This window comes from Bradyrhizobium diazoefficiens (assembly GCF_016612535.1).
GTDB classification, from domain to species: Bacteria; Pseudomonadota; Alphaproteobacteria; order Rhizobiales; family Xanthobacteraceae; genus Bradyrhizobium; species Bradyrhizobium diazoefficiens_C.
Window position 1 is genome coordinate 629,520 of record NZ_JAENXS010000001.1, and the last position, 25,590, is coordinate 655,109.

Annotated in this window: 23 protein-coding genes; 13 read left to right on the forward strand and 10 right to left on the reverse strand. The window is 64.6% G+C overall.

Annotation, left to right across the window (positions count from 1 at the left end; genetic code table 11):
• Positions 1-23: 23 nt before the first annotated feature.
• On the reverse strand, positions 24-1,316 hold the full coding sequence (locus JJE66_RS02965; protein ID WP_200512630.1) for an adenylosuccinate synthase: 1,293 nt from the start codon (positions 1,314-1,316) through the stop codon (positions 24-26).
• A gap of 363 nt (positions 1,317-1,679) precedes the next feature.
• Here JJE66_RS02965 and mgtA point away from each other — a divergent pair, with 363 nt between their 5' ends.
• Positions 1,680-4,196, forward strand: coding sequence for a magnesium-translocating P-type ATPase (gene mgtA, locus JJE66_RS02970; RefSeq protein ID WP_200512631.1), 2,517 nt, complete (start codon positions 1,680-1,682; stop codon positions 4,194-4,196).
• Positions 4,197-4,353: 157 nt separating this feature from the next.
• The gene (locus tag JJE66_RS02975) at positions 4,354-5,295 is read left to right on the forward strand and encodes a DMT family transporter (protein WP_200512632.1); all 942 of its coding nucleotides are present in this window, start codon (positions 4,354-4,356) and stop codon (positions 5,293-5,295) included.
• On the opposite strand, the gene JJE66_RS02980 is transcribed toward JJE66_RS02975, so the two are convergent.
• Positions 5,282-5,671 (reverse strand): DUF1330 domain-containing protein, encoded by a 390-nt coding sequence (locus JJE66_RS02980; protein ID WP_200512633.1) that lies wholly within the window; start codon positions 5,669-5,671, stop codon positions 5,282-5,284. The genes JJE66_RS02975 and JJE66_RS02980 overlap by 14 nt on opposite strands.
• Before the next feature lie 105 nt (positions 5,672-5,776).
• Here JJE66_RS02980 and JJE66_RS02985 point away from each other — a divergent pair, with 105 nt between their 5' ends.
• On the forward strand, positions 5,777-6,712 hold the full coding sequence (locus tag JJE66_RS02985; protein WP_200512634.1) for a DMT family transporter: 936 nt from the start codon (positions 5,777-5,779) through the stop codon (positions 6,710-6,712).
• A gap of 154 nt (positions 6,713-6,866) precedes the next feature.
• Here JJE66_RS02985 and JJE66_RS02990 read toward each other — a convergent pair whose 3' ends face one another.
• Positions 6,867-8,552 (reverse strand): methyl-accepting chemotaxis protein, encoded by a 1,686-nt coding sequence (locus JJE66_RS02990; RefSeq protein WP_200512635.1) that lies wholly within the window; start codon positions 8,550-8,552, stop codon positions 6,867-6,869.
• Between the two features lie 257 nt (positions 8,553-8,809).
• On the opposite strand from JJE66_RS02990, the gene JJE66_RS02995 reads away from it, so the two are divergent.
• From JJE66_RS02995 to JJE66_RS03015, 5 genes are all read left to right on the forward strand, one after another.
• A complete protein-coding gene (locus tag JJE66_RS02995) occupies positions 8,810-9,853 on the forward strand; it encodes a C-terminal binding protein (protein ID WP_200512636.1) in 1,044 nt (347 codons plus the stop codon).
• Between the two features lie 98 nt (positions 9,854-9,951).
• A complete protein-coding gene (locus JJE66_RS03000; protein ID WP_200512637.1) occupies positions 9,952-11,295 on the forward strand; it encodes an ABC transporter substrate-binding protein in 1,344 nt (447 codons plus the stop codon).
• A gap of 136 nt (positions 11,296-11,431) precedes the next feature.
• Complete coding sequence (locus JJE66_RS03005; RefSeq protein ID WP_200512638.1) at positions 11,432-12,388, forward strand: carbohydrate ABC transporter permease; 957 nt, start codon at positions 11,432-11,434, stop codon at positions 12,386-12,388.
• 52 nt (positions 12,389-12,440) lie between these two features.
• Positions 12,441-13,283: a carbohydrate ABC transporter permease gene (locus JJE66_RS03010; protein WP_409362819.1), complete on the forward strand. Its 843-nt coding sequence runs from the start codon at positions 12,441-12,443 to the stop codon at positions 13,281-13,283.
• Positions 13,284-13,368: 85 nt separating this feature from the next.
• Positions 13,369-14,724 (forward strand): esterase-like activity of phytase family protein, encoded by a 1,356-nt coding sequence (locus JJE66_RS03015; protein WP_200512640.1) that lies wholly within the window; start codon positions 13,369-13,371, stop codon positions 14,722-14,724.
• A 264-nt stretch (positions 14,725-14,988) separates the two neighbouring features.
• Here the strand turns inward: JJE66_RS03015 and JJE66_RS03020 are convergent, their stop codons facing one another.
• A complete protein-coding gene (locus JJE66_RS03020) occupies positions 14,989-15,609 on the reverse strand; it encodes a response regulator transcription factor (protein ID WP_200512641.1) in 621 nt (206 codons plus the stop codon).
• 206 nt (positions 15,610-15,815) lie between these two features.
• Between JJE66_RS03020 and JJE66_RS03025 the strand changes: the two genes are divergently transcribed.
• Entirely contained in the window at positions 15,816-16,853 is a 1,038-nt protein-coding gene (locus JJE66_RS03025; protein WP_200515252.1) for an AraC family transcriptional regulator, read from the forward strand.
• Between the two features lie 3 nt (positions 16,854-16,856).
• On the opposite strand, the gene JJE66_RS03030 is transcribed toward JJE66_RS03025, so the two are convergent.
• On the reverse strand, positions 16,857-18,068 hold the full coding sequence (locus JJE66_RS03030) for an NnrS family protein (RefSeq protein WP_200512642.1): 1,212 nt from the start codon (positions 18,066-18,068) through the stop codon (positions 16,857-16,859).
• Between the two features lie 139 nt (positions 18,069-18,207).
• On the opposite strand from JJE66_RS03030, the gene JJE66_RS03035 reads away from it, so the two are divergent.
• Complete coding sequence (locus JJE66_RS03035) at positions 18,208-18,918, forward strand: Crp/Fnr family transcriptional regulator (protein WP_200512643.1); 711 nt, start codon at positions 18,208-18,210, stop codon at positions 18,916-18,918.
• A gap of 87 nt (positions 18,919-19,005) precedes the next feature.
• Here JJE66_RS03035 and JJE66_RS03040 read toward each other — a convergent pair whose 3' ends face one another.
• Both JJE66_RS03040 and hemN read right to left on the reverse strand, forming a co-directional pair.
• Positions 19,006-19,203 carry a DUF1858 domain-containing protein gene (locus JJE66_RS03040; RefSeq protein ID WP_200512644.1) on the reverse strand — a complete coding sequence of 66 codons (198 nt, stop codon included), beginning with the start codon at positions 19,201-19,203 and terminating at the stop codon, positions 19,006-19,008.
• A gap of 78 nt (positions 19,204-19,281) precedes the next feature.
• Positions 19,282-20,634 carry an oxygen-independent coproporphyrinogen III oxidase gene (gene hemN / locus JJE66_RS03045; RefSeq protein WP_200512645.1) on the reverse strand — a complete coding sequence of 451 codons (1,353 nt, stop codon included), beginning with the start codon at positions 20,632-20,634 and terminating at the stop codon, positions 19,282-19,284.
• A gap of 171 nt (positions 20,635-20,805) precedes the next feature.
• Here hemN and JJE66_RS03050 point away from each other — a divergent pair, with 171 nt between their 5' ends.
• The 3 genes from JJE66_RS03050 to JJE66_RS03060 all read left to right on the forward strand — a co-directional run bounded on the left by JJE66_RS03050 (position 20,806) and on the right by JJE66_RS03060 (position 23,266).
• Complete coding sequence (locus tag JJE66_RS03050; RefSeq protein ID WP_200512646.1) at positions 20,806-21,012, forward strand: hypothetical protein; 207 nt, start codon at positions 20,806-20,808, stop codon at positions 21,010-21,012.
• 242 nt (positions 21,013-21,254) lie between these two features.
• The gene (gene nirK, locus JJE66_RS03055; RefSeq protein WP_200512647.1) at positions 21,255-22,352 is read left to right on the forward strand and encodes a copper-containing nitrite reductase; all 1,098 of its coding nucleotides are present in this window, start codon (positions 21,255-21,257) and stop codon (positions 22,350-22,352) included.
• A 53-nt stretch (positions 22,353-22,405) separates the two neighbouring features.
• Positions 22,406-23,266, forward strand: coding sequence for an SUMF1/EgtB/PvdO family nonheme iron enzyme (locus tag JJE66_RS03060; protein WP_200512648.1), 861 nt, complete (start codon positions 22,406-22,408; stop codon positions 23,264-23,266).
• A 9-nt stretch (positions 23,267-23,275) separates the two neighbouring features.
• Here JJE66_RS03060 and JJE66_RS03065 read toward each other — a convergent pair whose 3' ends face one another.
• Genes JJE66_RS03065 through JJE66_RS03075 form a run of 3 tightly spaced genes read right to left on the reverse strand, consistent with a single transcriptional unit; the run spans position 23,276 to position 25,321 of the window.
• The gene (locus JJE66_RS03065; RefSeq protein WP_200512649.1) at positions 23,276-23,911 is read right to left on the reverse strand and encodes a GNAT family N-acetyltransferase; all 636 of its coding nucleotides are present in this window, start codon (positions 23,909-23,911) and stop codon (positions 23,276-23,278) included.
• A 22-nt stretch (positions 23,912-23,933) separates the two neighbouring features.
• Positions 23,934-24,584, reverse strand: a complete 651-nt coding sequence (locus JJE66_RS03070; RefSeq protein ID WP_200512650.1) for a CoA transferase subunit B — start codon at positions 24,582-24,584, stop codon at positions 23,934-23,936.
• Positions 24,584-25,321 carry a CoA transferase subunit A gene (locus JJE66_RS03075; protein ID WP_200512651.1) on the reverse strand — a complete coding sequence of 246 codons (738 nt, stop codon included), beginning with the start codon at positions 25,319-25,321 and terminating at the stop codon, positions 24,584-24,586. The genes JJE66_RS03070 and JJE66_RS03075 overlap by 1 nt, the downstream gene beginning before the upstream one ends.
• Between the last annotated feature and the right edge of the window lie 269 nt (positions 25,322-25,590).

Genomic DNA, 25,590 nt, shown 5'->3' on the forward strand with positions numbered 1-25,590 from the left:
ACGCGCGTCCTGGTAAGAGATCGTTAAGCCTCGAACGGGTTTTGCACCAAGATAGTATCCTCGCGTTCGGGGCTGGTGGAAAGCAGCGCGACCGGGCACCCCACCAATTCCTCGATCCGGCGGACATATTTGATGGCTTGGGCCGGCAGGTCGGCCCAGGACCGCGCGCCGGCGGTCGGCTCCTTCCAGCCTTCGATGGTCTCCCAGATCGGCTCGACCCGGGCCTGCGCGCCCTCGCCGGCCGGGAAATAATCGATCTCCTTGCCGTCGAGCTTGTAGCCGACGCAGACCTCGATCGAATCGAAGCCGTCGAGAATGTCGAGCTTGGTCAGCGCCAGGCCGGTGATGCCGCAGGTTCGCACGGTCTGGCGGACCAGCACGGCGTCGAACCAGCCGCAGCGGCGCTTGCGCCCGGTATTGACCCCGAACTCGCGGCCGCGACGGCCGATCTCCTCGCCGATCTCGTTGAGGAGCTCGGTCGGGAACGGTCCCTGACCGACGCGGGTCGTATAGGCTTTGCAGATGCCGAGCACGTAGCCGACCGCGTTCGGACCGAGACCCGTTCCGGTCGCGGCCTGCGCGGCCACGGTGTTCGACGAGGTGACGTAGGGATAGGTGCCGTGGTCGACGTCGAGCAGCGCGCCCTGCGCGCCTTCGAACAGAATGCGCTTGCCCGCGCGCCGCTCGATGTCGAGCAACCGCCACACGGTCTCCGCGTACGGCAGCAGTTGCGGCGCGAATGCAGTCAGCTCGGCCAGGATTTCCTTGCCGTCGAACTCAGGCAGGTTGAGGCCGCGACGCAATGCGTTGTGGTGAGCCAGCAGCCGGTCGATCTTGTGCGGCAGCGTGTCGAGGTCAGCGAGGTCCATCAGCCGGATCGCGCGGCGGCCGACCTTGTCCTCATAGGCAGGTCCGATGCCGCGGCGTGTGGTGCCGATCGCGGTCGCGGAATTGGCGGACTCGCGCAAGGCATCGAGCTCACGATGCAGCGGCAGGATCAGGGTCACGTTCTCCGCAACGCGCAGATTCTCCGGGCCGACCGCGACGCCCTGCCCGCGCAGCTTGGACACCTCGTCGAGGAAGGCCTGCGGATCGAACACGACGCCGTTGCCGATCACCGCCAGTTTCGACGGGCGCAGCACGCCCGAGGGCAACAGCGCGAGCTTGTAGGTCTCGCCGTTGATGACCAGCGTATGGCCGGCGTTATGCCCGCCCTGAAAGCGCGCGACGATGTCCGCCTGCTCCGACAACCAGTCGACGATCTTGCCCTTTCCTTCGTCGCCCCACTGGGCGCCGACGACGACAACATTGGCCATTCGCGGGTAATCCTTCGAAGATTTTCTCTGTAGGTGGCACGAACCGAACGGAAAACCGGGAGCCGCTTTTCCTAAGATTCAAGCCTGCGCCCAGCCCAAGTCCCGGCCCAGGGCCGTTCGTACGCGAGGCAGCCAACCGGATAAAGGAAGCAGCCTCTCTAGGCAAGCAAGAACGGGGCTTTTTGACGACCCAAGGCGCGATCCAAGCCTTTGATATCCCCTTAAAATCTTGAAACCTTCGCCGCCCGCATGAGACGGAATTGACACGTATCAACCGTCCAGGCCTGCGATTGCGCCAAGGGTTGGCCGTCACTTCCGCGGTCTACCTTCCACCTGGCCAGCAGGCCCCTTTTTGGACGTACCGTGACCAAGCCATCGAACAGCCTAGCAAACCATTTCTGGCGTCTGTCTGCCGAGGCGCTCTGCGCGCAGCTCGGCTGCTCTTTGCAGGGCCTGACCGCGGCCGAAGCCGCCAAACGCCTCGACCGCTTCGGGCCAAACAGCGACGCACCGCCGCGCATCGAGGGCGCGATGCGCGCGATCCTGCGCCGGCTGCTGGAGCCGCTGTCGCTGATCCTGCTGGTGGCCGGCATCATCTCGATGCTGACCGGCGACGAGATCGGCGGGCTGATCATCGTCCTGATCCTGACGCTCTCGATCGGGCTCGACACCGTCCAGGAGGGCCATGCGATCCGCGCCGCCGATATCCTCCGCCGTTCGGTGGCGTTGAAGGCCGAGGTCAAGCGCGACGGCGCATTCGGCCAGATCGAGGTCGAGCAGATCGTCCCCGGCGATCTCCTGCGCGTCCGCGCCGGCGATATCATTCCGGCGGATGCGCTGATTCTGGAGAGCACGGCGTTCACCGCCGGCGAAGCGGCGCTCACCGGCGAGCCCTATCCGGTGGCGAAGCGCGCCGGCCCTGCCGACGATCCCGACGATAGGTCGAATGCGCTGTTTCGCGGCGCGGTGGCGCAGACCGGCGAGGCAATCGCGCTCGCCGTGCGCACCGGGCGCGACACGGTGTTCGGCGCGGCCGCATCTGCGCTCGCGGAAGCGCAGGCGCCGTCGCCGTTCGAGCGCGACCTGCGCGAATTCGGCCTCGTGGTCGCGCGTGCGACATTCGCGCTGGTGCTGATCGTACTCACCGTCCGCGTGGTGTTCGGCCGCCCGGTGCTGGACTCGCTGTTGTTCGCGGTGGCGCTGGCGGTCGGGCTGACGCCGGAATTATTGCCGATGATCACCACGGTCACGCTGTCGCGCGGCGCGCTGCGCATGGCCGGCCGCAAGGTGATCGTGAAGCGGCTTGCCGCGATCCACGATCTCGGCGCCATGACGGTGCTGTGCACGGACAAGACGAGCACGCTGACCTCGGCCGAGATCACGCTGGCGAAAAGCCTCGATGCCGACGGAAACGACGATGCCCGCGCCGCGCGGCTCGGCGCAATCGTGGCGGCGCTGGGCGGCGACCGCGGCGCGCTCGACGCGGCGCTCGCTGCCGGCCAGGCGGATGCCGCGCAAGGCTGGACGCTTGCCGGCCGACAGGCATTCGATTTCTCGCGGCGGCTGGGGTCGGTGCTCGCGACCGGCCCGGAAGGCGCGCTGCTGATCGTCAAGGGCGCACCGGAATCCGTGCTCGAATTGTGCACGACGCAGCGCAGCGGCGTGATCGGCGACAGCGCGCGGGCGACCGCGATGGCGCGCGTGCATCAGCTCGCGGCGGACGGCTTGCGCTGCGTCGCGATCGCCTCGCGCGTCTGGACCGGCGCCACGCGCGAGGTCGAGACCGAGGACGAGGCCGATCTCGCCTTCGAGGGTCTCTGCGCCTTCGCCGATCCGCCGAAGCCGACGGCCGCGGCCGCCATCGCCCGGCTCGCCGCGAGCGGCGTAGGCCTGAAGATCCTGTCGGGCGACGATCCCGTGGTGGTGAAGCGGCTCGCGGGTCTGGTCGGACTGAACGCCGAGCGCGTGCTGTCGGGGACCGATATCGCCGAGCTCAGCGACGAGGCGCTCGTCGTGCAGGTGCGCTCCGCCGACGCCTTCGGCCGGCTCGCGCCGGACCAGAAATCGCGCATCGTAAAAGCATTGCAGGCGAGCGGCGAAGTGGTCGGCTTCCTCGGCGACGGCATCAACGACGCGCCGGCGCTGAAGGTCGCCGATATCGGGCTGTCGGTCGAAGGCGCGACCGGCGTCGCCCAGGCCGCCGCCGACATGATCCTGCTTGCTTCGGATCTCGAAGTCGTCGCCGACGGCGTCGAGGAGGGTCGGCGTACCTTCGCCAACATCCTGAAATATGTCCGGATGGGCGCGAGCTCGAATTTCGGCAACATGCTGTCGATGGCGGTAGCCTCGATGGCACTGCCGTTCCTGCCGATGCTGCCGACGCAGATCCTGCTCAACAATCTGCTCTATGATCTCTCCGAGCTCGGCATTCCCTTCGACCGGGTCTCGCCGGCCGCGACCGCGCAGCCGCAGGTCTGGAGCATGACGCGACTGGTGCGCTTTGCCGGGATCATGGGACCGCTATCGTCGGTGTTCGACTTCCTGACCTTCGGCGCGCTGATCTGGCTGTTCAAGGCCTCGCCGGAAGAATTCCGCACCGCATGGTTCATCGAGTCCATGGCGACGCAGATCCCGGTGATCTTCATCATCCGCACCAATGGACGGCCTTGGCGCAACTGGCCCGATCCCGTGCTGTCCGCCTCGTCGCTGATTGCGCTGCTGGTGGCAATGGTGATGCCGTTCACGCCGATCGGCACCTGGTTCGGCTTCGTCACGCCGCCCCCGATCATGATGGCCGGCATCGCGGCTCTGGTCGTGATTTATCTCGTCTGTGCCGAGCTGTTGAAGTCGTTTGCGATCCGCACGGGACGGAAGCGCTAAGCGGGTTCCTGCCGCATCAGGCCGGTGCATGGACGCGATGCGTGCAGCCCCATTGAAACGGCGCCGATTTCCGTGTCTTTGGATGAGCCGGGTACCAACCGGCCCGGGTCGCCGGGCCGGAGGCCTCGGCATATGACGCGGGGCCATAACAATCACAATGTCCGCCACCGGCCAGACCACGAGCGCCGAATCATCCGGCCAGCACTGGATTGCCAACCAGCCTTATCTCCTGCTCAGCATCACCGCGCTGTGCTGGGCCGGCAACGCCATTGTCGGCCGCCTCGCCGCCGGCCACATCCCGCCGGTGACGCTGTCGTTCCTGCGCTGGACCTTCGCCTTCCTGCTGGTGCTGCCATTCGCATGGAAGCATCTCGCCCAGGACTGGCCGGCCATCCGCGAGAAACTCGGCCTGATGATCGTGCTGTCGATCACCGGCATCGGCGCCTTCAACACCCTGCAATATTGGGCGCTGGAGCATACCCAGGCGCTCAACACGCTGCTGCTGCAATCGGCGGCGCCGCTGGTCGTGGCGCTGTGGTCGCTGGTCATCCTCGGCATCCGCCTTACCGCGGCGCAGGCGTTCGGCGTGGTGCTCTCGATGTGCGGCGTGCTCATCATCCTGCTGCACGGCGATCTCACCACGCTGTCGAACATCGCCTTCAACAAGGGCGACCTGATCTTCATCGTCGCGCTGATCATCTTCGCGCTCTATTCGGTGCTGACCTTGAAGCGGCCGCCGATCCACGGCCTGTCCTTCCTCGCCTTCACCTTCGGCGCGGGTGCGGCCTGCCTCGTTCCGCTGGAGATCTGGGAATTGTCGGCGCGCCCCATCATGAAGCTCGACGGGCCGAACTTGCTGACGTTGTTCTATGTCGCGGTGTTCCCCTCGACGCTCGCCTATCTCTGCTTCAACCGCGGTGTCAGGCTGATCGGCGCCAACCGCGCTGCACCGTTCTTCCACGTCGTGCCGGTGTTCGGCTCGGTGATGGCGATGGCCTTCCTGGGTGAACGGCCGCAAGCTTTCCACTTCATCGGCTTCGCGCTGGTGCTGTCGGGCGTGTTCGCGGCCTCGAGGAAACAGACGACTAACTCGTCTTGAACTTGCTGTAGACCTCGCCGGTCGCGATGATGACGTGCTCGGCGCAGCCGTTGACGCGATGCGGATCGGCCTCTCGCTCGTAGGCCTCCGACGTCATCATGTCGAGGAACGCCGTGACGGATGGATAGGAGACCAGCGCGACGAAATCCCATTCGTTGCCCGCATGCGGGCCGAGCGCGACCGCCTTGGCCTCGCCGGTCCAGAGCAGCGTGCCGCCGCGCGCCTTGATCATGGGCACGGTGATCGCGCTGTAGCGCAAATATGCGTCCCAGCCGGAGCCGTCGCCGTCCATCGAGTGCTCATGGAAGCGCATCAGGTTCAGCATCACCACCGGCGCATGCTGGTCGAGCCCTTCAAGGCCTTCGACGTTCAACATATTAACCGCCAATGACACCTCCCTGGATCATGCCTGCATTGTAGCGTTGCGGCCGCGTGACTTGTGCCACAACGGCATTCCGGCGCAAGCTCGTATGCAACGCCAATGACGATCGCTTCACCCGCGCCACCGGCCTCGAATCCGGCCCGTTGGCTCAATAACCAGCCTTATCTGCTGTTGAGCCTGAGCTCGCTGTTCTGGGCTGGCAACATCGTGCTCGCGCGCCATGTCGGCGCGCATGTGCCGCCGCTGACGGTGACGACGATCCGCTGGTTCGGCGTGTTCCTGATCCTGCTGCCGTTTTCCTGGCCGCATCTGAAGCGCGACTGGCCCGCGTTGCGCAAGAGCCTGCCGCTGATGCTGTTCCTGTCGCTGGTGGGCTTCGCGTTCAACAATGCGATCTCCTACTGGGCCCTGCAATATACCGAGGCGCTCAACGCGCTCTTGATCCAATCGGCCGGGCCGCTGTTCGTGGCGCTGTGGTCGCTGGTGCTGTTCGGCGTGCGGCTGACCAGCGGCCAGCTTGCCGGCATTGCGATTTCGCTGGCCGGCGTGTTGATCATCATCCTGCGCGGTGATCTCGCGGCGCTGGCGAGCATCTCGTTCAACAGGGGCGACATCATGTTCGCCTCCTCGCTGGTAGCGTTCGGGATCTACTCCGCCTTCATCCCGCGCCGGCCGAAGGTTCACCAGCTGTCGTTTCTGTCCTTTACCACCTGCTGCGGCGCCATGATGCTGCTGCCGGCGGCCGTCTGGGAGGTGTGGTCCGGCAATGTCATGCAATTCGACACCGTGACGCTGATGACGCTCGGCTACGTCCTGATCTTCCCCTCGACGCTCGCTTATCTCTTCTTCAACCGCGGCGTCGCGCTGATCGGGCCGAACCGCGCCGCGCCGTTCTTCCATCTGGTGCCGGTGTTCGGCTCGGCGATGGCGATCCTGCTGCTCGGCGAAAAGCTCCAGCCGTTTCATCTGATCGGCTACGCGCTGGTGCTCGCCGGCGTCGTCATCGCGTCACGGCAGGGCTCGGCGGTGAAGTAATTCCGCGCTGCGGAGGCAGGGCGACAAACTCTGCGTTCTCCGTCATGGCCGGGCTTGTCCCGGCCATCCACGTGCATCCTCACACGCGGTCGCCAAGAACGTGGATGCCCGGGACAAGCCCGGGCATGACGAGCGTGTTTGGTGGTGCGGCGAGTTACGCCGCGCGGACCTTGGCGAGGAAGCCGTCCACCGCGTTGCGCAACGCGCCCGACTGGCTGTCCAGCTCGCGGGCGTTGGTGAGTACGTCGCCGGCCGCGGTGCCGGTCGCTTCCGCGGCCGAGGTGACGCTGCCGATATTGGCGTTGATCTCGTTCGATCCGGCGGCGACCGACTGGATGTTGCGGGCGATTTCGCGGGTCGCCTCGCCCTGCTGCTCGATCGAGGCCGAGATGCCGGCGGTGATCTCGCTCATCTCGGCGATGGTCTGGGTGATGCCGCCGATCGCTGCGACCGCATCGCTGGTCGAAGTCTGCATCGCGGCCACTTGTGCGGAGATTTCCTCGGTCGCTTTCGCAGTCTGGTTGGCCAGCGCCTTGACCTCGGAGGCGACGACGGCGAAGCCGCGGCCGGATTCACCGGCGCGCGCCGCCTCGATGGTGGCGTTGAGCGCGAGCAGATTGGTCTGCGCGGCGATCGAGTGAATGAGCTTGACCACCTCGCCGATCTTCTCGGCGCCAGTGGAGAGCTCCTGCACCGTCGCATTGGTGCGCTCGGCGTCGCTGACGGCACGGCTCGCCACTTCGGTCGAGCGCGTCACCTGGCGGGAGATTTCCGTAACCGAGCTCGACAGCTCTTCGGCCGCGGCCGCAACCGTGCCGACATTGCCGGACGCTCTCTGCGAGGCCGCGCCGACGGTGGCCGCACGTGAGCTGGCATCGCTGGCGGTCGCGGTCATCGACTGCGCCGTGGCCTGCATACCCGTCGCGGCCGAGGAGACCGAGCGGACGATGCCGTTGACGCTGCGTTCGAAGTCGCTGGCGATGCCCTCCATCGCGCTGCGACGTTCCGCCGCGGCGCGCTCCTTGGCTTCGGCCTCGGTCTTTTCGAGGCCACGGATACGGACCGCGTTGTCCTTGAAAATCTGGACGGTCGAGGCCATTGCGCCAACCTCGTCGCCGCGGCCGACGCCGGGGATGTCGCCTTCGAGCTTGCCGTCCGCGAGGTCCTTCATGCGGGTGCCGAGCAGCGCCAGCGGACCGCTGATGCTACGACCGATCAGCCAGGCAACGCCGCCGGCCGCGAGGACGATGGCGAGCATGGCGAGGCCGAGCGACCAGAACACCGGGGCCATCTTGGCGTCGATGTCGTCAAGATAGGCGCCGGTGCCGAGATACATGTCGAAGCCGGGGACCGCCACCGCATAACCAAGCTTGCGGATCGGCTTCTCCTGGCCGGGCTTCACATATTCATAGTACAGCAGGATGTGGCCATTGGTCTTGACGCCGTCCATCAGCTCTTTGGACAGCTTGCGACCATTGGTCTCGACTTCCATGCGGTTGGTGCCAACCTGCTTCGGGTCGGGCGCGAGTTGCGTAATTCCGTCATAGGACGTGCCGAACAAATAACCCGAACCGTTGTCGTAGGTCATCGCGTTGCCATAGCGACGAAGTTCGGCCATCGCCGCATCCTTGGTCACCTCGCCGGCATCGACGCGCTTCTTCAAGGCCGCGGCGTAGTTGCGCCCCATCTCAACGATCGCCTTGGCCTGATCGATGCGGGCATTCACCATCTCCTGCTTCATCAGATAGCCCGCCAGCACCCCGGAGATGCAGAGGCCAAACAGAGTGACGCCGACAAGGATGCCCAGCTTGGGGGCGATCTTCAGATTGCTCAACTTCAAGGGGTGGACTCCGGCAAAAGAGATATGACGCGCGAGTGAATCGCTACAAATTGAAGCAGTTTTTAATGTGAGACCCCTTAGCAACATGTTACGGGGGCTCCGTAGAAGCCCCGAGGAAAGGCCAAATCAGCCGAATAAATGCCGCAGCGGCAACCGCCGATTGTACGCGACCGCTTCGATTTCGCGTAAAAGACGCAAAGGCCCGCCACGAAGGCCGGGCCGCAACAAGAACCGACAAACCAAATCGGGAGCAGAACATGCCGAAATACAGGGTGGTGACGCCGAAGGGCGCGAGCTTCACGGTCGCGGGCAGCGACTATTCGTACGAGCGCGAGGCGCTCGATCCGATCGATGCCGAGATCATCGAGGCCCCCGCCAACGAGGCCGAGTTCATCGCCGCCGCGAAGAATGCCGACGCCATCTACGCCAAGGGCATCCCGATCACCAAGTCGATCATCGATGCACTTGAGAGCTGCAAGGTCATCACGCTCGGCTCGGTCGGCGTCGATAGCGTCGACGTGAAGGCCGCGACCGCGCGCGGCATTCCCGTCACCAACATCCCCGACACCTTCATCGAGGAGGTCGCCGACCACGCCATGATGCTGCTGCTCGCCGGCTTCCGCCGCCTGGTCGAGCAGGACCGCATGGTGCGCACCGGCCGCTGGGCCGAGGGCCGTCCGGCGCTGCTGAAAATCCCGCGGCTGATGGGCCAGACGCTCGGCTTCGTCTCGTTCGGCCGCGTCGCGCGTGCAGTTGCGAAGCGCGCTGCTCCGTTCGGCCTGCGTATGATGGCCTACGATCCCTTCATCCAGGAAACGCTGATGTGGGACCACGGCGTCGTCCCGGCGACACTGAACGAGGTGCTGTCGCAATCCGACTTCGTCTCGATGCACGCCCCTGCCCGGCCCGAAGTGCATCACATGCTGACCGAGAAGCATTTTCGGCAGATGAAGAAGGGTTCGATCTTCATCAATACCGGACGTGGCGCGACGGTGGACGAGGAAAGCTTGGTCAAGGCGCTCCAGGAGGGCTGGATCGCGCATGCCGCCCTCGACGTGTTGGAGAAGGAACCGCCGTCGCACAACAACCCCATCCTCAGCATGGAGAATGTGACCCTGACCGCCCATGTCGCCTCGGCCTCGGCACGGTTCGACGAGGCACGCAAGCGCCGGGTGGGCTACGAATTGTCACTGGTGCTTCAGGGCATGTGGCCGGTAAGCTGCGTCAACCCGTCGGTGCTGCAAGACACCGCGCTCCGCCGCTGGCAGCCCGTCAGCATGGATCGCGGCCCGAACAGCTGAGGCGGCCGGCGCAAAGCGCGCCGAAGACCGGCAAATGAACGAAACGGCCCTTCACCGGCGATCAACGCCGGGAAGGGAGACATCATAGGGAGGAACTGATGAGGAACGACATCACACGTCGTGATGCCTTGGCGCTGGGCCTGTCCGCTGCAACGGTCGCTGCCACAGGTGTTGCAGCGCACGCTCAATCCGCGATCAAGGCTGCCGACGTCCCCGCACCGAAACTGCCGATCGAGAAGGGCGCAACGCTCCGCATGCTGCGGCCGGTGCGCTTCGTCCAGGCCGACGAGGACGTGTTCCGCGCCAATGCGGCAAAATTCACCAAGGACACCGGGGTCGAGGTCAAGGTCGATTTCGTCGGCTGGGAGGACATCAACCAGCAGACCGCGGTCACCGCCAATTCCGGCGCCGGCCCCGACATCATCATCGGCTTCTCCGACGCTCCGCATATCTATGTCGACAAGCTGATCGAGCTGACCGATGTCGCCGACTATGTCGGCAAGCGTTACGGCGGCTGGCTGCCGCTGGCGCAGCGCTACGGCAAGAAGAACAAGAGCGACACCTGGATCGGTCTGCCGTTCGGCGCCAGCGGGGGGCCACTGGTCTACCGCAAATCGATCCTGCAATCGGTCGGCTTCGACAAGGTGCCGGAAGACCATGCCGGCATCCTCGACCTGTGCCAGAAGCTGCAAAAGGCCGGCAAGCCGGCGGGCTTCGCGCTCGGCAACGCCAAGGGCGACGGCAACGGTTTTGCGAACTGGGCGCTGTGGTCGCACAACGCGGCCCTGCTCGACGAAGAGGGCAACCTCACCATCAACAGCAAGGAGACGATTGCCGCGCTGAACTGGGTCAAGCAGCTCTACCCGACCTTCATCGCCGGGACGACGTCCTGGAATGACGTCAGCAACAATCGCGCCTATGCCGCGCAGGAAATCGCGCTGACCGCCAACGGCGTCTCGCTTTATTTCTCGCTGAAGAAGGATCCGGCGACCAAGGCGATCGCCGACGATACCGAACATCAATTGCTGCCGAAGGGGGTGGCCAAGATCTCGCCGATGGCGGGCCTTACGCTGAACGCCATGGTGTTCAAGCACAGCCAGTATCCCAACGCCGCAAAGGCCTTCCTCCAATATATGCTGGAAAAGGACCAGTACGAGCCGTGGCTCAACGCCAACTCCGGCTACTGGGCCCAGCCGCTCGCCGCTTATGCCGACGCCGCCGTGTGGTCGCAAGACCCCAAGGTGAAGCTGTTCAAGGACACCATGAACAGCACCTATTACGACGGTTATGCGGGCCCGATCTCGACGGCGACCGGCGCCGTCAGCGCCGACTACGTGCTGATCCAGATGTGCGCGTCGGTTGCCACCGGCGCCGCGACGCCGGAGGCCGCGGCTGCCGAAGCCGAGCAGCGCTGCAAGCGGTATTTTAGGCGGCAGAAGTAGCGACCGACAGCGCGGCCGTCATTGCGAGGAGCGAAGCGACGAAGCAATCCAGACCGCAGCCGCGGAGACAGACTGGATTGCTTCGCTTCGCTCGCAATGACGGCGTGGTGACTTTTAACGACAGGACAACGCCCTGATGTCCGTGACCACCCTCTCCTCTCCTGCACTCGCACAACGGCAGCCATCGTGGCTGGTGCGCCTGTTCGACTACAAGCCATTTCTGGTCGTGATGTGCCTCGCGCCCGCGATCGGGCTGCTCGCGGTGTTCCTGACCTATCCGCTGGGGCTCGGCATCTGGCTCGCCTTCACCGACACCACGATCGGCCGGAAGGGCATCTTCGTCGGCCTCGATAATTTCCAGTATCTGCTCACGGACTCCCTGTGGTGGAACGCAGTGTTCTACAGCGTGATCTACACGGCGATCGCGACCTTCGGGAAATTCGCGCTCGGCTTCTGGCTCGCGCTGCTGCTCAACAACCATTTTCCGTTCAAGAGCCTGTTGCGCGCGATCATCCTGCTGCCCTGGATCGTGCCGACCGTACTCTCGGCATTGGCGTTCTGGTGGATCTACGATCCGCAATTCTCGATCATCTCCTACCTGCTGGTCGACGTGCTGCATTGGCGCACGAGCAATATCGACTTTCTCGGCTCGCCCTGGCCAGCGCGGTTTTCGCTGATCGCCGCCAACATCTGGCGCGGCATTCCCTTCGTCGCGATCTCGCTGCTGGCTGGCCTGCAAACCATCTCGCCCTCGCTCTACGAAGCCGCGATGCTCGACGGCGCCAGTTCCTGGCAGCGCTTCCGCTACATCACCTTTCCGATGATGATGCCGATCCTCGCCATCGTCATGACCTTCTCGATCATCTTCACCTTCACCGACTTCCAGCTGGTCTACGCCATCACCCGCGGCGGTCCCGGCAATTCGACCCATCTGCTGGCCACGTTGGCGTTCCAGCGCGGCATTGCCGGCGGCGAGCTCGGCGAAGGTGCGGCGATCGCGGTGTCGATGATCCCGTTCCTGGTGTTCGCGACGCTGTTCTCCTATTTCGGCCTGGCGCGCCGCAAATGGCAGCAGGGAGAGGCCAATGACTGACACCGTTACGCGAGCCTCGGCCGTCGCCAATGCCAAAGCCGCACCCGACACCATGGCCTGGGATTCCGGGCTGCGCCGCCTGATGATGATCTATCTGCCGCTCGGCTGCTTCGTGCTGATCCTGCTGTTTCCGTTCTACTGGATGGCGATCACGTCGTTCAAGCCCAACGCGGAGCTGATGAATTACAAGGAGCACAATCCGTTCTGGATCACCTCACCGACGCTGGCGCACATCAAGCACCTCTTGTTCGACACCGACTATCCACGCTGGCTATGGACGACGATGCTGGTCGCGATCGGGGCGACCACGCTGTCGCTGATCGCGAGCACGTTAGCTGCTTACGCCATCGAGCGGCTGCGCTTCCGCGGCAGTCCCTATGTCGGCCTCGGCATTTATCTCGCCTATCTCGTGCCGCCGTCGATCCTGTTCATCCCGCTCGCTACCGTGGTGGTGCAGTTCGGCCTGTTCGACTCGCCGCTGGCGCTGATCCTGGTCTATCCGACCTTCCTGGTGCCGTTCTGCACCTGGCTCCTGATCGGCTATTTCAAGTCGATCCCCTACGAGCTCGAGGAATGCGCGCTGGTCGACGGCGCCACGCGGCTGCAGATCCTGCGGCGGATCACGCTGCCGCTGGCGGTGCCCGGGCTGATCTCGGCCGGCATCTTCTCCTTCACGCTGTCCTGGAACGAGTTCATCTACGCGCTCGCCTTCATCCAGAGCGGCGCCAACAAGACCGTGCCGGTCGCGATCCTGACCGAGCTCGTCACCGGCGACGTCTACCAGTGGGGCGCGTTGATGGCGGGCTCGCTGCTCGGCTCGCTGCCGGTTGCGATCTTCTACTCGCTGTTCGTGGATTACTACGTGTCCTCGCTGACCGGTGCGGTAAAGGAGTAACCGCCGCCTGCGGCGTTCGGCCCGGCTTCACAAATCTGCAATCAGCGATCCGCATAACGCGTGCGTCCGCCAACAGGAGACGCACATGCGCGCGACTTTTCTTGCCTCCGTCGCAACGATCATTCTCACCGCGAGCACCGCGCTCGCGCAGAGCGAAGGCGAATTTCCGGCCAAGCTCGCCGGGCACGTGGTGATGCCGGCCGCGACCTTCATCGACGCGCCGGCCGATGCGCCGCCCGATCTCAAGACCTCGGGCAAGTACACCACCGGCAAGCGCGTCGACGCGCTCGGCACGGTGATGGGCAAGTCCGCCGAGCGCCCGACCGGCATCTCGCTGCCGTTCAAGGGCCAGCCGCTGCAGGGCCATTCCGGCATCAAGACCATGCCCGACGGCACCTTCTGGGTCATCACCGACAACGGCATGGGCGCGCGCGCCAATTCGATGGACTCGATGTTGTACCTGAACCACTACAAGATGGATTGGGCGAGCGGCAAGATCGAGCGGCAGGAGACGATTTTCCTGCACGATCCCGACAAGAAGGTGCCCTTCCGCATCGTCCACGAGGACACCGAGAGGCGCTATCTCACCGGCGCCGACTTCGACACCGAAGGTTTCCAGATCATCGGCGACACCTTCTGGATCGGCGACGAGTTCGGCCCCTACATCCTGAAGGCCGACAAATCAGGCAAGATCCTCGCAATGTTCGAGACCATCGCCGACGGCAAGACGGTGCGCTCGCCCGACCATTGGGCGGTGGCGACCCCGAGCGCGCCGGGGGCGACCTACACCAACGTCAACCTCCGCCGCTCCAAGGGCTTTGAGGGCTTTGCGTCGTCGAAGGACGGTAAATTCCTCTACGGTCTGCTCGAGGGACCGCTGTGGGATGCCGACAAGAAGGATTGGGAGCGGGTCGACGGCAAGGAAGCCTCGCGCATCCTCGAATTCGACGTCGCCGCGGAAAGGTTCACCGGCCGCTACTGGCAATATGTGTTCGAGCAGAACGGCAACGCCATCGGTGACTTCAATATGATCGACCCGAGCGCCGGCCTCGTCATCGAGCGCGACAACGGCGAAGGCACGGCCGACAAGGCCTGCCCGGCGGGTACCCGCGGCGAGAACTGTTTTCCGGATATCGCCAAATTCAAGCGCGTCTACAAGATCGAGCTGTCGGACGCCAATGTCGGCAAGCCCGTGCGCAAGATCGGCTACATCGACCTCTTGAAGATCCAGGATCCCGACAAGAACGCGCGCAAGCCGCTCAATGACGGCGTCTACACCTTCCCGTTCTTCACCATCGAGAACGTCGACCGCGTCGACGAGAGCCACATCATCGTCGGCAACGACAACAATTTGCCGTTCTCGTCGAGCCGCGATCCCAACAAGGCCGACGACAACGAGTTCGTGCTGCTCGACGTCGCGGACTTCCTGAAGGCGAAGTAAGGCCCGGCTCTTTCTCCCACGCGCTGTGTCATCGCCCAGCTTGACCGGGCGATCCAGTACGCCGAGACGCCTGTATGAGACGGAGAGGTCGCGGCGTACTGGATGCCCCGCCTGCGCGGGGCATGACAGGGGAGGAAGAGTGAGGCGGGTAAGAACTAGCCCGACGGCACGATCACGGCAACTGATCTTCGATCGCAGCACGAATCGGGAAATCGTGGCCGTTGCGAACGCGTCATCGCGCCGCGGCAGCGAGGAAGTCGAACCTCAGACCTGGTCGGGCGAGCCCTGGCCGAAAATACGGCGGAGCAGATCCGTCACGTTGCGAGCGCCGGCCTTCTTCAGGATGCTGGCGCGATAACCCTCGACGGTGCGAGCGCTCAGACGCATCCGCCGGGCGACTTCCTTATTGGTCAGGCCGGCCGCGAGATGCGCCAGCACGTCGGCTTCGCGCGCGGTCAGCGGCTCGCAACTGGGCAGCCAGCGCTGCCGGCTTGAATCGGGCTGGGCGGACTCGTCGATGGCGGCATCGATCCGGTCGACGACGTCGTGGGTACGAAACGGCTTCTCGATGAAGTCGGCCGCGCCGCTCCTGATGGCATCGACCGCCATGGCGATGCTGCCGTTCGCCGACGTCACCAGCACCGGCGCCATGCAATTTTCCTCGCGCAAGCGCCTGAGCACGTCGAGCGCGGAGCGATCCGGCGGCATCTCCAGCAGCACGCAGGCCGGCATCCGCGTCTTCGCTTCCGACAGCAGCGATGCGCCGTCGGCAAAGCAGATCACGTCATAAGCGCTCTGTTGGAGCGCGTTGGACAATTGTTCGCGGGAGGCGGCGTCAGTATCAATGACGAATACCTCACCCTTGGAAAGCATGTTCCCCGGCATAATCCCGATCCAGCAATATGTCTTGGTCAAATGAAATGGGACGGCCGCGGGGCCAACCGCCCTGCCGCGCCGCCATGAGCACGGCATTCGCGCCAGTGCTTCGTTCTTCCTTATGTATGTTCCACCCTGTTCCCGGATTTGACGGACCGGGACAGAAACTTTACATTTCGGGACATCTGCGGGAATGGCTGACAGGAACGGGTCGCATGACCGACCTCATTCGCAGCGCAGGCTTGAGCTATTACCCGGAGGTCGCCCGGTCGGTCGGGCTCGACCCCAAACAGATGATGCGCAAGGCCAGGCTGCCGCTGGCCATCCTTGACACGCCCGATACTCCCATCGCGGTCGCAAGTCTGCGTCGCTTGCTCGAATTGTCGGCAGAGGCGTCCGGTGCCGAAGATTTCGGCTTACGGCTCGCCGAGCGCGGCGGCCTGACCAATTTCGGCGCGGTCGGCCTGATCGTGCGCGAGCAGGCGACCGTCGGCGAGGCGATCGAAGCGTTCTCCCGCTTCATCCATATCCATCACGATGGCATGAAGCTCGACGTGACGCGCGACAACCAAACCGTCACCATCACGCTGCAGCTGCGCGGGAGGCAGCCGACCGCATCCCGCCAGTCGATCGACATGGCACTCGGCAGTGTCCACCGCATCATTCAGTCGCTGTTCGGCAGCGACTGGCGGCCGCAGGAGGTCCACCTGCACTATCCGCCGCCGCAGGACCGCCAACGCTATCGCGAATTCTTCGGCTGCCGCGTGATTTTCAACGCGGAGAAGGACGCGATCCTGCTGTCGGTCCACGACATGGAGCGGCGGATCCCGAGCGCTCATCCCCTGATCGCGCGTTATCTGCGCAAGCGGATCGAGGCGATCGAAAATCGGCCGGCAAGCTGGGAGGAAAAGGTCGACGAGGTGGTGCGCAGCCTGCTCGCGGGCGGCGACTGCACCGTCGAACGCGTCGCCGAGCATCTCGCCTGCACCCGCCGCACCATCCACCGTCATCTCGCCGAAGCCGGCACCAGCTTCTCGGCCATTCTCGACGCGCAGCGCGCCGATCTCGTGATCCAGCTGATCGAGGACCCCGCCCGGCCGCTCGCGGATATCGCCGTACAGCTCGGCTTCTCTGCGCAGAGCGCCATGGCCCGCTGGTTCCGCGGCCGCTTCGGCTGCACCATCACCGACTGGCGCAAGGGCGTCCGGCCGCTGGCGCAGCCTGACAGCTTAGCGTCGGCATCAGCCGCTTAAGACTCAGCGCGCTGGAGCCGGCACGCCCATGATGGCCAGTGCACGCCGGCGGCTGCCGGCGAGCAACGGGCCGAACGCGGCTGCAAAGCCGAGGAACGCGACAATCCAGCCGCAGGCCGCAATGTGCAGCAGCACATCGCTATACGCGGGCAAGACGACGGCAGAGACCCGCGCCAGTGCCGCGATGATGATCGCGGCATAGATGGCTTGCGTCGCCGGCGATGCCGTCAGCGCCTGTCCGGTATGGCCGAGGCTCGCGCGCGTCATCACCGCCAGCGTCATGGTTCCGGCCGCGCCCGTCATCCAGGCGTGAATGCCGGCGCTCGGCGGCAGTACGCCGAAGGCGGCCAAGGCGTTCAGGAGGAAACCGAGCGGCACGAAGGTGTAGCCGACGTGAAGGATCACGAGCAGCCGCTCGCGCAGCGTGCGATCGCCAGCCCAACGCGCAAGCCGCACCAGGTGCAAGGCGCCGACGAGCGCCATCACCACGCCGGTGATCATGTTTAACGGCGTCACGATCCACGCGATGAGCGTCAGCGCACTCAATCCGATCACCGCGCCGTCGAAACGTCCGAACGGCACCGGCAGGCGGCCGGGATTGAACTTGACCAGCCAGTTGCGGGTGAAGCTCGGGATGATGCGGCCGCCGATCAACGCGATCAACAGCACGACCACGCTGATTCCGACGCGAATGCTGACATCGGCTGCACCTTCGTAATGCGCTTCGAGATGGAAGGCGACGTTGCCGGCGAACAGCCCCAGCACGAGCACCACCACCGGCAGATTGCGCCAATTGCCGCCCGCCAAGATCTCGCGGGTTGCGGCGGCGACGACCAGCGCCAGGAAGGCGGCGTCGAGGAGAAGCGCGAACGCCCAGCCGATCTCGGCGGACAGTGCCACCGCGGCGCGTCCGGCGAGCCAGACCACCAGCAGCGCGCCCAGCGAACTCCCCTGGATCGGCAGCCGTCCGGTCCAGTTCGGGATCGCCGTGAACAGGAACCCGGTGATGACAGCGGGCAGGAAACCAAAGAGCATCTCGTGGACATGCCAGTCCCGCGGCACGAAGGCCGATGTCATCGACAGCTCGCCATAAAACATCGGCAGCCAGACCAGGATCGACAGCCCTGTCTGGATCGCGGCGAGCAGGAAGAACGGCCGAAAGCTGTTCGCGAACAGCGGCCAGCCCTGAAAATTACGGGATCGGGCGCCAGCCATGGGCAACTCCTGCGAATTTGGACCGTTACTTGGATAGTCACTTGGAAAAATACTGCCGCCCGGCCGGCCCGTTTTGCGCTATCGCAAACACCAGGACGATTGCAGGTGCCATCACACTGCCGAGCGCCAAGGAGGCAGAATGGCCAAGGTCGACACATCGCTGGTTGCGCATCTGCCGCTGTTTGCCGGCGTCAAGCCCGAGGATCTCGACGAGATTCTGCGCGAGGCCCGCTCGGCGCGCTATCCCAAGAACAGCGCCATTTTCGAGCAGGGCGCGGATGCGCAATCCTTCTTCCTGCTGCTGCACGGCCATGTCCGCGCCGCCAAGACCACGCCGAGCGGCGAACAGATCGTGGTGCGCTATGTCGCACCCGGCGAGACCTTCGGGCTCGCAATGGCGATCGGAGCGGCGCATTATCCGGCGACCGCGATGGCGGTCGACGACAGCGTGGCGCTGATCTGGCCGACTTCGGCCTGGCCGAGGCTGATCGAGCGATTTCCGGCGCTTGCTGCCAACACGATGCAGACCGTCGGCAAGCGGCTCCAGGAGAGCCACACCCGCATCCTGGAAATGTCGACCCAGCAGGTCGAGCAGCGCGTCGCGCACGCGCTGCTGCGGCTCGCCAGCCAATCCGGCAAGAAGCTCGACCACGGCATCGAGATCGACTTCCCGATCAGCCGCCAGGACATCGCGCAGATGACCGGCACCACGCTGCACACCGTGAGCCGAATCCTAAGCGGATGGGAGCAACAGGGCCTCGTCGAGAGCGGTCGCCAGCGCATCATCCTGCGCGAGCCGCACCGGATCGTCGTGCTGGCGGAGCGGAACCCGGACAGCGGCGCGGCCTGACCATAGGGGTGAGGGCACTTCCGCTTGCGGCGAAAGCTCTCCCTCACCCGGGACTCCGCACGCGCCCCGCGCAGATTCCGATTCCCCTCACACCGGCACGCAGTCGCAGAGTGCGGCGAGGAATTTATCGCGATCGATGCCGTGCTCGCGGCAGGCGTCGTCCACGGTGTGGAAGGTTGCGATCGGACAGCCGACACAGGCCATCCTGAAGGCGAGGAACACGCGGATCGCGTGTGGCGCCGTACGCATGATGTCATCGACCAGATCGTCAGATCGGAAAGGCATGGACAACTCCGTTCCAAAGCGACGATAGCGGAGCTGGCCGGAATCTCTTTGTCGAAGCACAAGCAAGAAGAGTGTCTTCTAGACCACCCGGCTGTGCAACTGCTTCCCCGGATCCAGATGGGCATCGAACGCGGCCGCGACGCTGCGGATCAGGAAGCGCGAGTCGTTCGCGACCGCGAGACGGTCGCCGTCCAACCTCACCACGCCGTCCGAGATCAGCGGCTTCAGGCGCGACGCCGATTGCAACATTGCCTCAGGCTCTGCGCCATGACGCGCGCAGATGTCACCGAGATCGGCGCCGAACTCGCACATGATCCGCTCGATGATGTCGGCGCGCAGCCGGTCGTCGTCGGTGAGCCCATAGCCCTTCACGGTGGCGAGGCGGCCATCCGCGATGCTCTGCTGATACGCACCGATCTGCACCTCGTTCTGGACATAGCCCTGCGGCAAATGTCCGATTGCGCTGGCGCCGAAGCCGAGCAGGATCTCGCCCTGGTCGGTGGTATAGCCCTGGAAATTGCGCCGCAGCGTCCCTTGCTCGAGCGCCACGGCCATCGCATCGTCGGGCCGCGCAAAATGATCGAGGCCGATCTGTACATACCCGGCTTCCTTCAGGGCGTTGGCGATGGCACAGGCTTGGTCATGACGCGCAAGACCGTCGGGCAAATGAAACTCATTGATCATGCGCTGGTGCTTCTTGAAGCTTGGCACATGCGCATAGCCGAACACCGAGAAACGGGCCGGCCCGAGCTCGAGCGAACGCCGCACGGTATCCAGGCAGGATGCGATGGTCTGATGCGGCAGGCCGTAGATCAGGTCGAAGTTGATTCCTGCAATATCGGCCCGTCCGAGCATATCGACGACCGAGGCGGTCTGCTCAAAACTCTGCACACGGTTGATCGCACGCTGTACGACGGGATCGAAACTCTGCACGCCGAGGCTGGCGCGGTTGACGCCGGAGAGCCGCATCGCCTCGACCATCTCGGGGGTCAACGTGCGCGGATCGATCTCGACCGCGATTTCGGCCGACGGCAGCACGAAAAACGCGTGGCGCACCGCCGCCATCAACTCTGCAAAAGCCTCCGGTGCCATGATCGTCGGCGTGCCGCCGCCGAAATGAATGTGCTCGACTTTGATGCGTCGGCCGATGGTGTCGGCGACACGCGCGATCTCGCCAAGCAGGGTCCGCTGGTAGGCCGCAACAAGCTCGTCGCGGCGGACGATCTGGGTATGGCAGCCGCAATACCAGCACATCTCGCGGCAGAACGGAACGTGCAGATAGAGGGACGCGCTGCTACCGCCAGGGAGCGCGGCCAGCCAGCCGGCGTAGGTATCTGCGCCGATCGCCGTCGAGAAATGCGGCGCGGTGGGATAGCTCGTGTAGCGCGGCAACCTCTCTTCCCCGTAGCTTTCTGCGAGATCAATCCTCATGTCTTACCCATTCGTAAATTGATGCCGCTTGCGGGCGGACCGGATGGCACGAGATTACCCGTTTTCCGCCGGACGACCTTGCGCCCGCTCAAAGTCTGAGCGCCGGATTGCGGCCATGGTGACGTTCAATCATCGCCCCCTTGGGAGATAGGCCATTTTGGGAGATAGGCTATGGCGTCGCTCGTGCTCGATCTCGTTCTCTGGCTTGCCGGTATTCGCGGCCACATCCCGCGCTTCGACGATTTTCGTCCCGTCCCCGTCGCGCCTACCACCGGCGCAACTCATGTCGTGCGCGTGCTGGCCATCGTCGCAGCCGTGCTCGCCGCACTGTCGCTCGCGGTCTGGGGCACGGTCTGGATTGCGATCGAGCTTCTCTGATCGAACCCATCCAAGCATTTCAAGATCGAACGCCGCTGAACATGCGAATGATTTGCCGCTGACGCGGGCGATATCGCACGAGGCGCAGTCGTGCCATCCGCGTCACCGATGCTTCGGCAAACCTCTTAAGGAATTGACCGGAGGCGAATCCGGCAAAAGCTTGTCGCAGCGCAAACATACTTGCCGCAACAGGCGCAGACTGCGTCCGTCATCAAAACCCTTTCAGATGAAGGATGCTTCCGATGTTCACCCGCAGAGCCGCATTGATCAGCGCCGCCGCGACCGCCCTGATGCTGGCAACCCCCGCCTTCGCCGCCGACGATCTGAAACTGCCGCGCCAGAAGGTGGAGCTGGTCGCACCACCCTTCGTGCACGCACACGAGCAAGCGACCAAGCAGGGTCCCAAGATCCTGGAGTTCAAGCTCACCATCGAGGAGAAGAAGGTCGTCATCGACGAGAAGGGCACCACCTTCCAGGCCATGACCTTCAACGGCTCGATGCCGGGCCCGCTGATGGTCGCGCATGAGGGCGACTACGTCGAGGTGACGCTGGTCAATCCCGCGACCAACACCATGCCGCATAACATCGACTTCCATGCCGCGACCGGCGCGCTCGGCGGCGCCGCGCTCACATTGGTCAACCCCGGCGAGCAGGTCGTGCTGCGCTGGAAAGCGACGCGGACCGGCGTGTTCGTCTATCACTGCGCCCCGGGCGGTCCGATGATCCCCTGGCACGTCGTCTCCGGCATGAACGGCGCCGTGATGGTGCTGCCGCGCGACGGACTGAACGACGGCAAGGGCCACGCGCTGAAATACGACAAGGTCTACTATGTCGGCGAGCAGGACATGTACGTGCCGCGCGACGAGAAAGGCAATTTCAAGTCTTACGACTCGCCGGGCGAAGCCTTCACCGACACCGAAGAGGTGATGAAGAAGCTGATCCCTTCCCACGTCGTCTTCAACGGCAAGGTCGGCGCCCTCACCGGCAAGAACGCACTGACCGCAAATGTCGGCGAGAACGTGCTGATCGTGCATTCGCAGGCCAACCGCGACAGCCGTCCACATCTGATCGGCGGCCATGGCGACTATGTCTGGGAGACAGGCAAGTTCTCCAACCCGCCGGAAACCGGGCTCGAAACCTGGTTCATCCGCGGCGGCTCGGCGGGGGCGGCGATGTACAAGTTCCTGCAGCCCGGCATCTACGCCTATGTCACGCATAATCTGATCGAGGCCGCGGACCTCGGCGCCACGGCGCACTTCAAGGTCGAAGGCAAGTGGAACGACGATCTGATGACCCAGGTGAAGGCGCCTGCGGACATACCGGCCGCCAACACCAACTAGCGGCGACAAGGGGCCGGCCAGCGCCGGCCCCTCGTTCTTTCGGGGGAATCACCATGCTGATTGCATTCAAGCTCAAACTGGCACTTGCTTGTGCGGCCGGGTTTGCCGGACCGCTCGCCGTTGCGCCCTTGGTCTCGGAGATGACGACGCGGGGCGCGCAAGAGCCGGCGATCGTCGAGATCGCCGCGGGCAACTTCTCTTACCGCGAGGCCGGCGATTTCACGCGCGCCGGACAGCAGGCCGAGGCGCCGCTACGCACACTGCAATTCACGCAGCCGCTTCACATCATGCGCGAGCAGGTCTCCTCCGCCGACTATCAGCTTTGCGTGCAGGACGGCGATTGCCACGCGCTCGATCGCGGGGTCGCGATTGCTCCCGATCGTCCCGTTGTGCAGGTGAGCTGGCACGATGCGCAGGCCTATGCAGACTGGCTGTCGCGCACGACCGGTCACCACTACCGCCTGCCGAGCGATGCGGAATGGGCTTTTGCGGCGGGCTCCAGGTTCAGGGATGACGGCACGCCGGTGGACGCAGACGATCCGGCGAAGCGTTGGATCAGCCGCTATGAACGCGAATCCGAGCGCGACCTCTCCGACACCACGGCCTATCCATTCGGAAAGTTCGGCCTGAACGAGCGCGGCGTGTCCGATCTCGCCGGCAATGTCTGGGAGTGGACGTCAACCTGCTTCGTGCGCTCGCGTGTCGACGAAGCCGGAAAGGCGGGCCACCCGACCGTGAATTGCGGCGTCCGCGTCGCCGAAGGCGCACACCGCGCCTACATCACCGATTTCATCCGCGACGCCCGCGCCGGCGGCTGCGCGCAAGGCGTTCCGCCCTCCAATCTCGGCTTCCGTCTGGTGCGCGAGGAGACGTCATGGGTGGCGAGCGTGTTGGCGCCTTGGATTAAGGTGTAGGCGGCGAGGTCAAATCATCCGCGCGAACATGCGAAACCCCGGTGCACCGATGATCGCCTCGAATGCGGGATCGCGCTTCTCTTCAACGAAGGCAAAGCCGGCCTTGGAGTAGGCGCGCTCGGCAGGCATGTTACCGATCAGGAACGAGACCGTCGCCCGGGCAAATCCGGCCGCCCGCCCCCGATCCAGCGCGTGCACGATCAGCGCCTGCACCAGGCCGCGGCCGCCGTAGGCGGGATCGGTCGCGACATGCTCGATCATCCAATCGCCCTCGCCGCCCTGAACCCAGCAGGTACGCGTGTAGGTGCCGCGCCGGCGGATCGCGTCCAGCTTTGAAGCGGCAAGTCCGGTCGCAGCACTGATCTCCTCGATCGCGCGCCAAGCCGCGGGTCCCGTGCCGGCTGCTGGCAATGCGCATAACGCGGCGGCAGGCTTGCCATCGATCTCGGCGACCAGGAATCGCGAGACATGCCACATCGACGCCGCGCGTGCGACCGCGATCCGCGCGATGAATTCGCGGCACTGCGCATCAGGCCAGCCGAGCGCAACGTCGAACCAGCCACGCGGCCGATAGCCGCGCTGCGCCGACAGGATAGTCTGTGCGATGAAATCCGCGTCTTCGGGACGCGCAGACCGTATCGTCATGCGCGCCCCATTTGCGAAGACCTTACGTATTCTTCAGCGCGACGCGGAATTCGGCTTCGGTCTTTTCCTTGACCTCGTCGAGCGTAACGCCGTCAGCGAGTTCGATCAGCGCCATGCCGCCGTCGCCATGCTTATCGATGGTGAAGACCGCGAGATCGGTGACGATCATATCGACGACCCGCTCGCCGGTCAGCGGCAGGTTGCACTTCTTGAGCAGCTTGGGGCCGTCCTTGGCGGAATGCTCCATCACCACGACGACGCGCTTGACGCCGGCGACGAGGTCCATGGCGCCGCCCATGCCCTTGACCATCTTGCCGGGGATCATCCAGTTGGCGAGATCGCCGTTCTGGGCCACCTGCATGGCACCGAGGATCGACAGATCCATGTGGCCGCCGCGGATCATGCCGAAGGAATCTGCGCTGGAGAAATAGGAGGTCGTCGGTAGCTCGCTCACGGTCTGCTTGCCGGCGTTGATGAGGTCTGCGTCCTCTTCGCCCTCATAGGGGAACGGGCCCATGCCGAGCATGCCGTTCTCGCTCTGCAGGCTGACGTCGACGCCGTCCGGAATGTAGTTCGAGACCAGCGTCGGGATGCCGATGCCGAGATTGACGTAGTAGCCGTCGCGCAATTCCTTCGCGGCGCGCGCCGCCATTTGTTCGCGGGTCCAGGCCATCAGATTTCAACTCCCGTGCCGGCCGCCAACGCGCTGGTCGGGCGCGGGCGGGTGTTGCGGAATTCGATGCGCTTCTTGGCCGAGCCGACCTCGACGATGCGCTTCACGAAGATGCCGGGCGTGTGGATGTGGTCGGGATTGAGCTCACCGGCGGGAACGAGATGCTCGACCTCGGCCACGGTGACCTTGGCCGCGGTCGCCATCATCGGGTTAAAGTTGCGCGCGGTCTTGCGATAGATCAGGTTGCCGGCGGTGTCGCCCTTCCAGGCGTGCACGATGGCGAGGTCGGCGAACAGGCCGCGCTCCATCAGGTACTTCTCGCCGTCGAACTCCTTCACTTCCTTGCCTTCGGCGATCAGCGTGCCAACGCCGGTCTTGGTGTAGAAGGCCGGGATACCGGCGCCGCCGGCGCGGATGCGCTCGGCCAGCGTCCCCTGCGGATTGAATTCGAGCTCCAGCTCGCCGGCGAGGAATTGCTGGGCGAACAGCTTGTTCTCGCCGACATAGGACGAGATCATCTTCTTGATCTGGCGGGTTTCCAGGAGACGGCTGAGCCCGATGCCGTCGACGCCGGCATTGTTGGAGACCACCGTCAGGCCCTTGACGCCGGACTCGCGGATCGCATCCGACAGCGCCTCGGCGATGCCGCAGAGGCCGAAGCCGCCCGACATGATCATCATGTTGTCCTTGAGAACGCCCTCAAGCGCCGACTTGGCGTCGGGATAGACCTTGTTCATGCAAAAACCCTCGAACCTTCGGCTTGCAGGCGCAGCGCCTTGTTGGCGGCGATTATTAGGCGAAATCGTCCGAAGCCGTCAATGATACGGGGTTCTCCGTTCCGGGAGCCGGTGGTAGAAGCTGCCCACGCCGTGGGCAGACCCGCCCGCGGCCTTGAAAGCGACAAGAAAACCCATCAAGTTGCAGCACTTAACATAACAAGGCTTGGGCGTTGGGTACGCAGGTTTCCCGTCCCGCCCTTTTGGCTCCAACGACCAACCCGATCAGG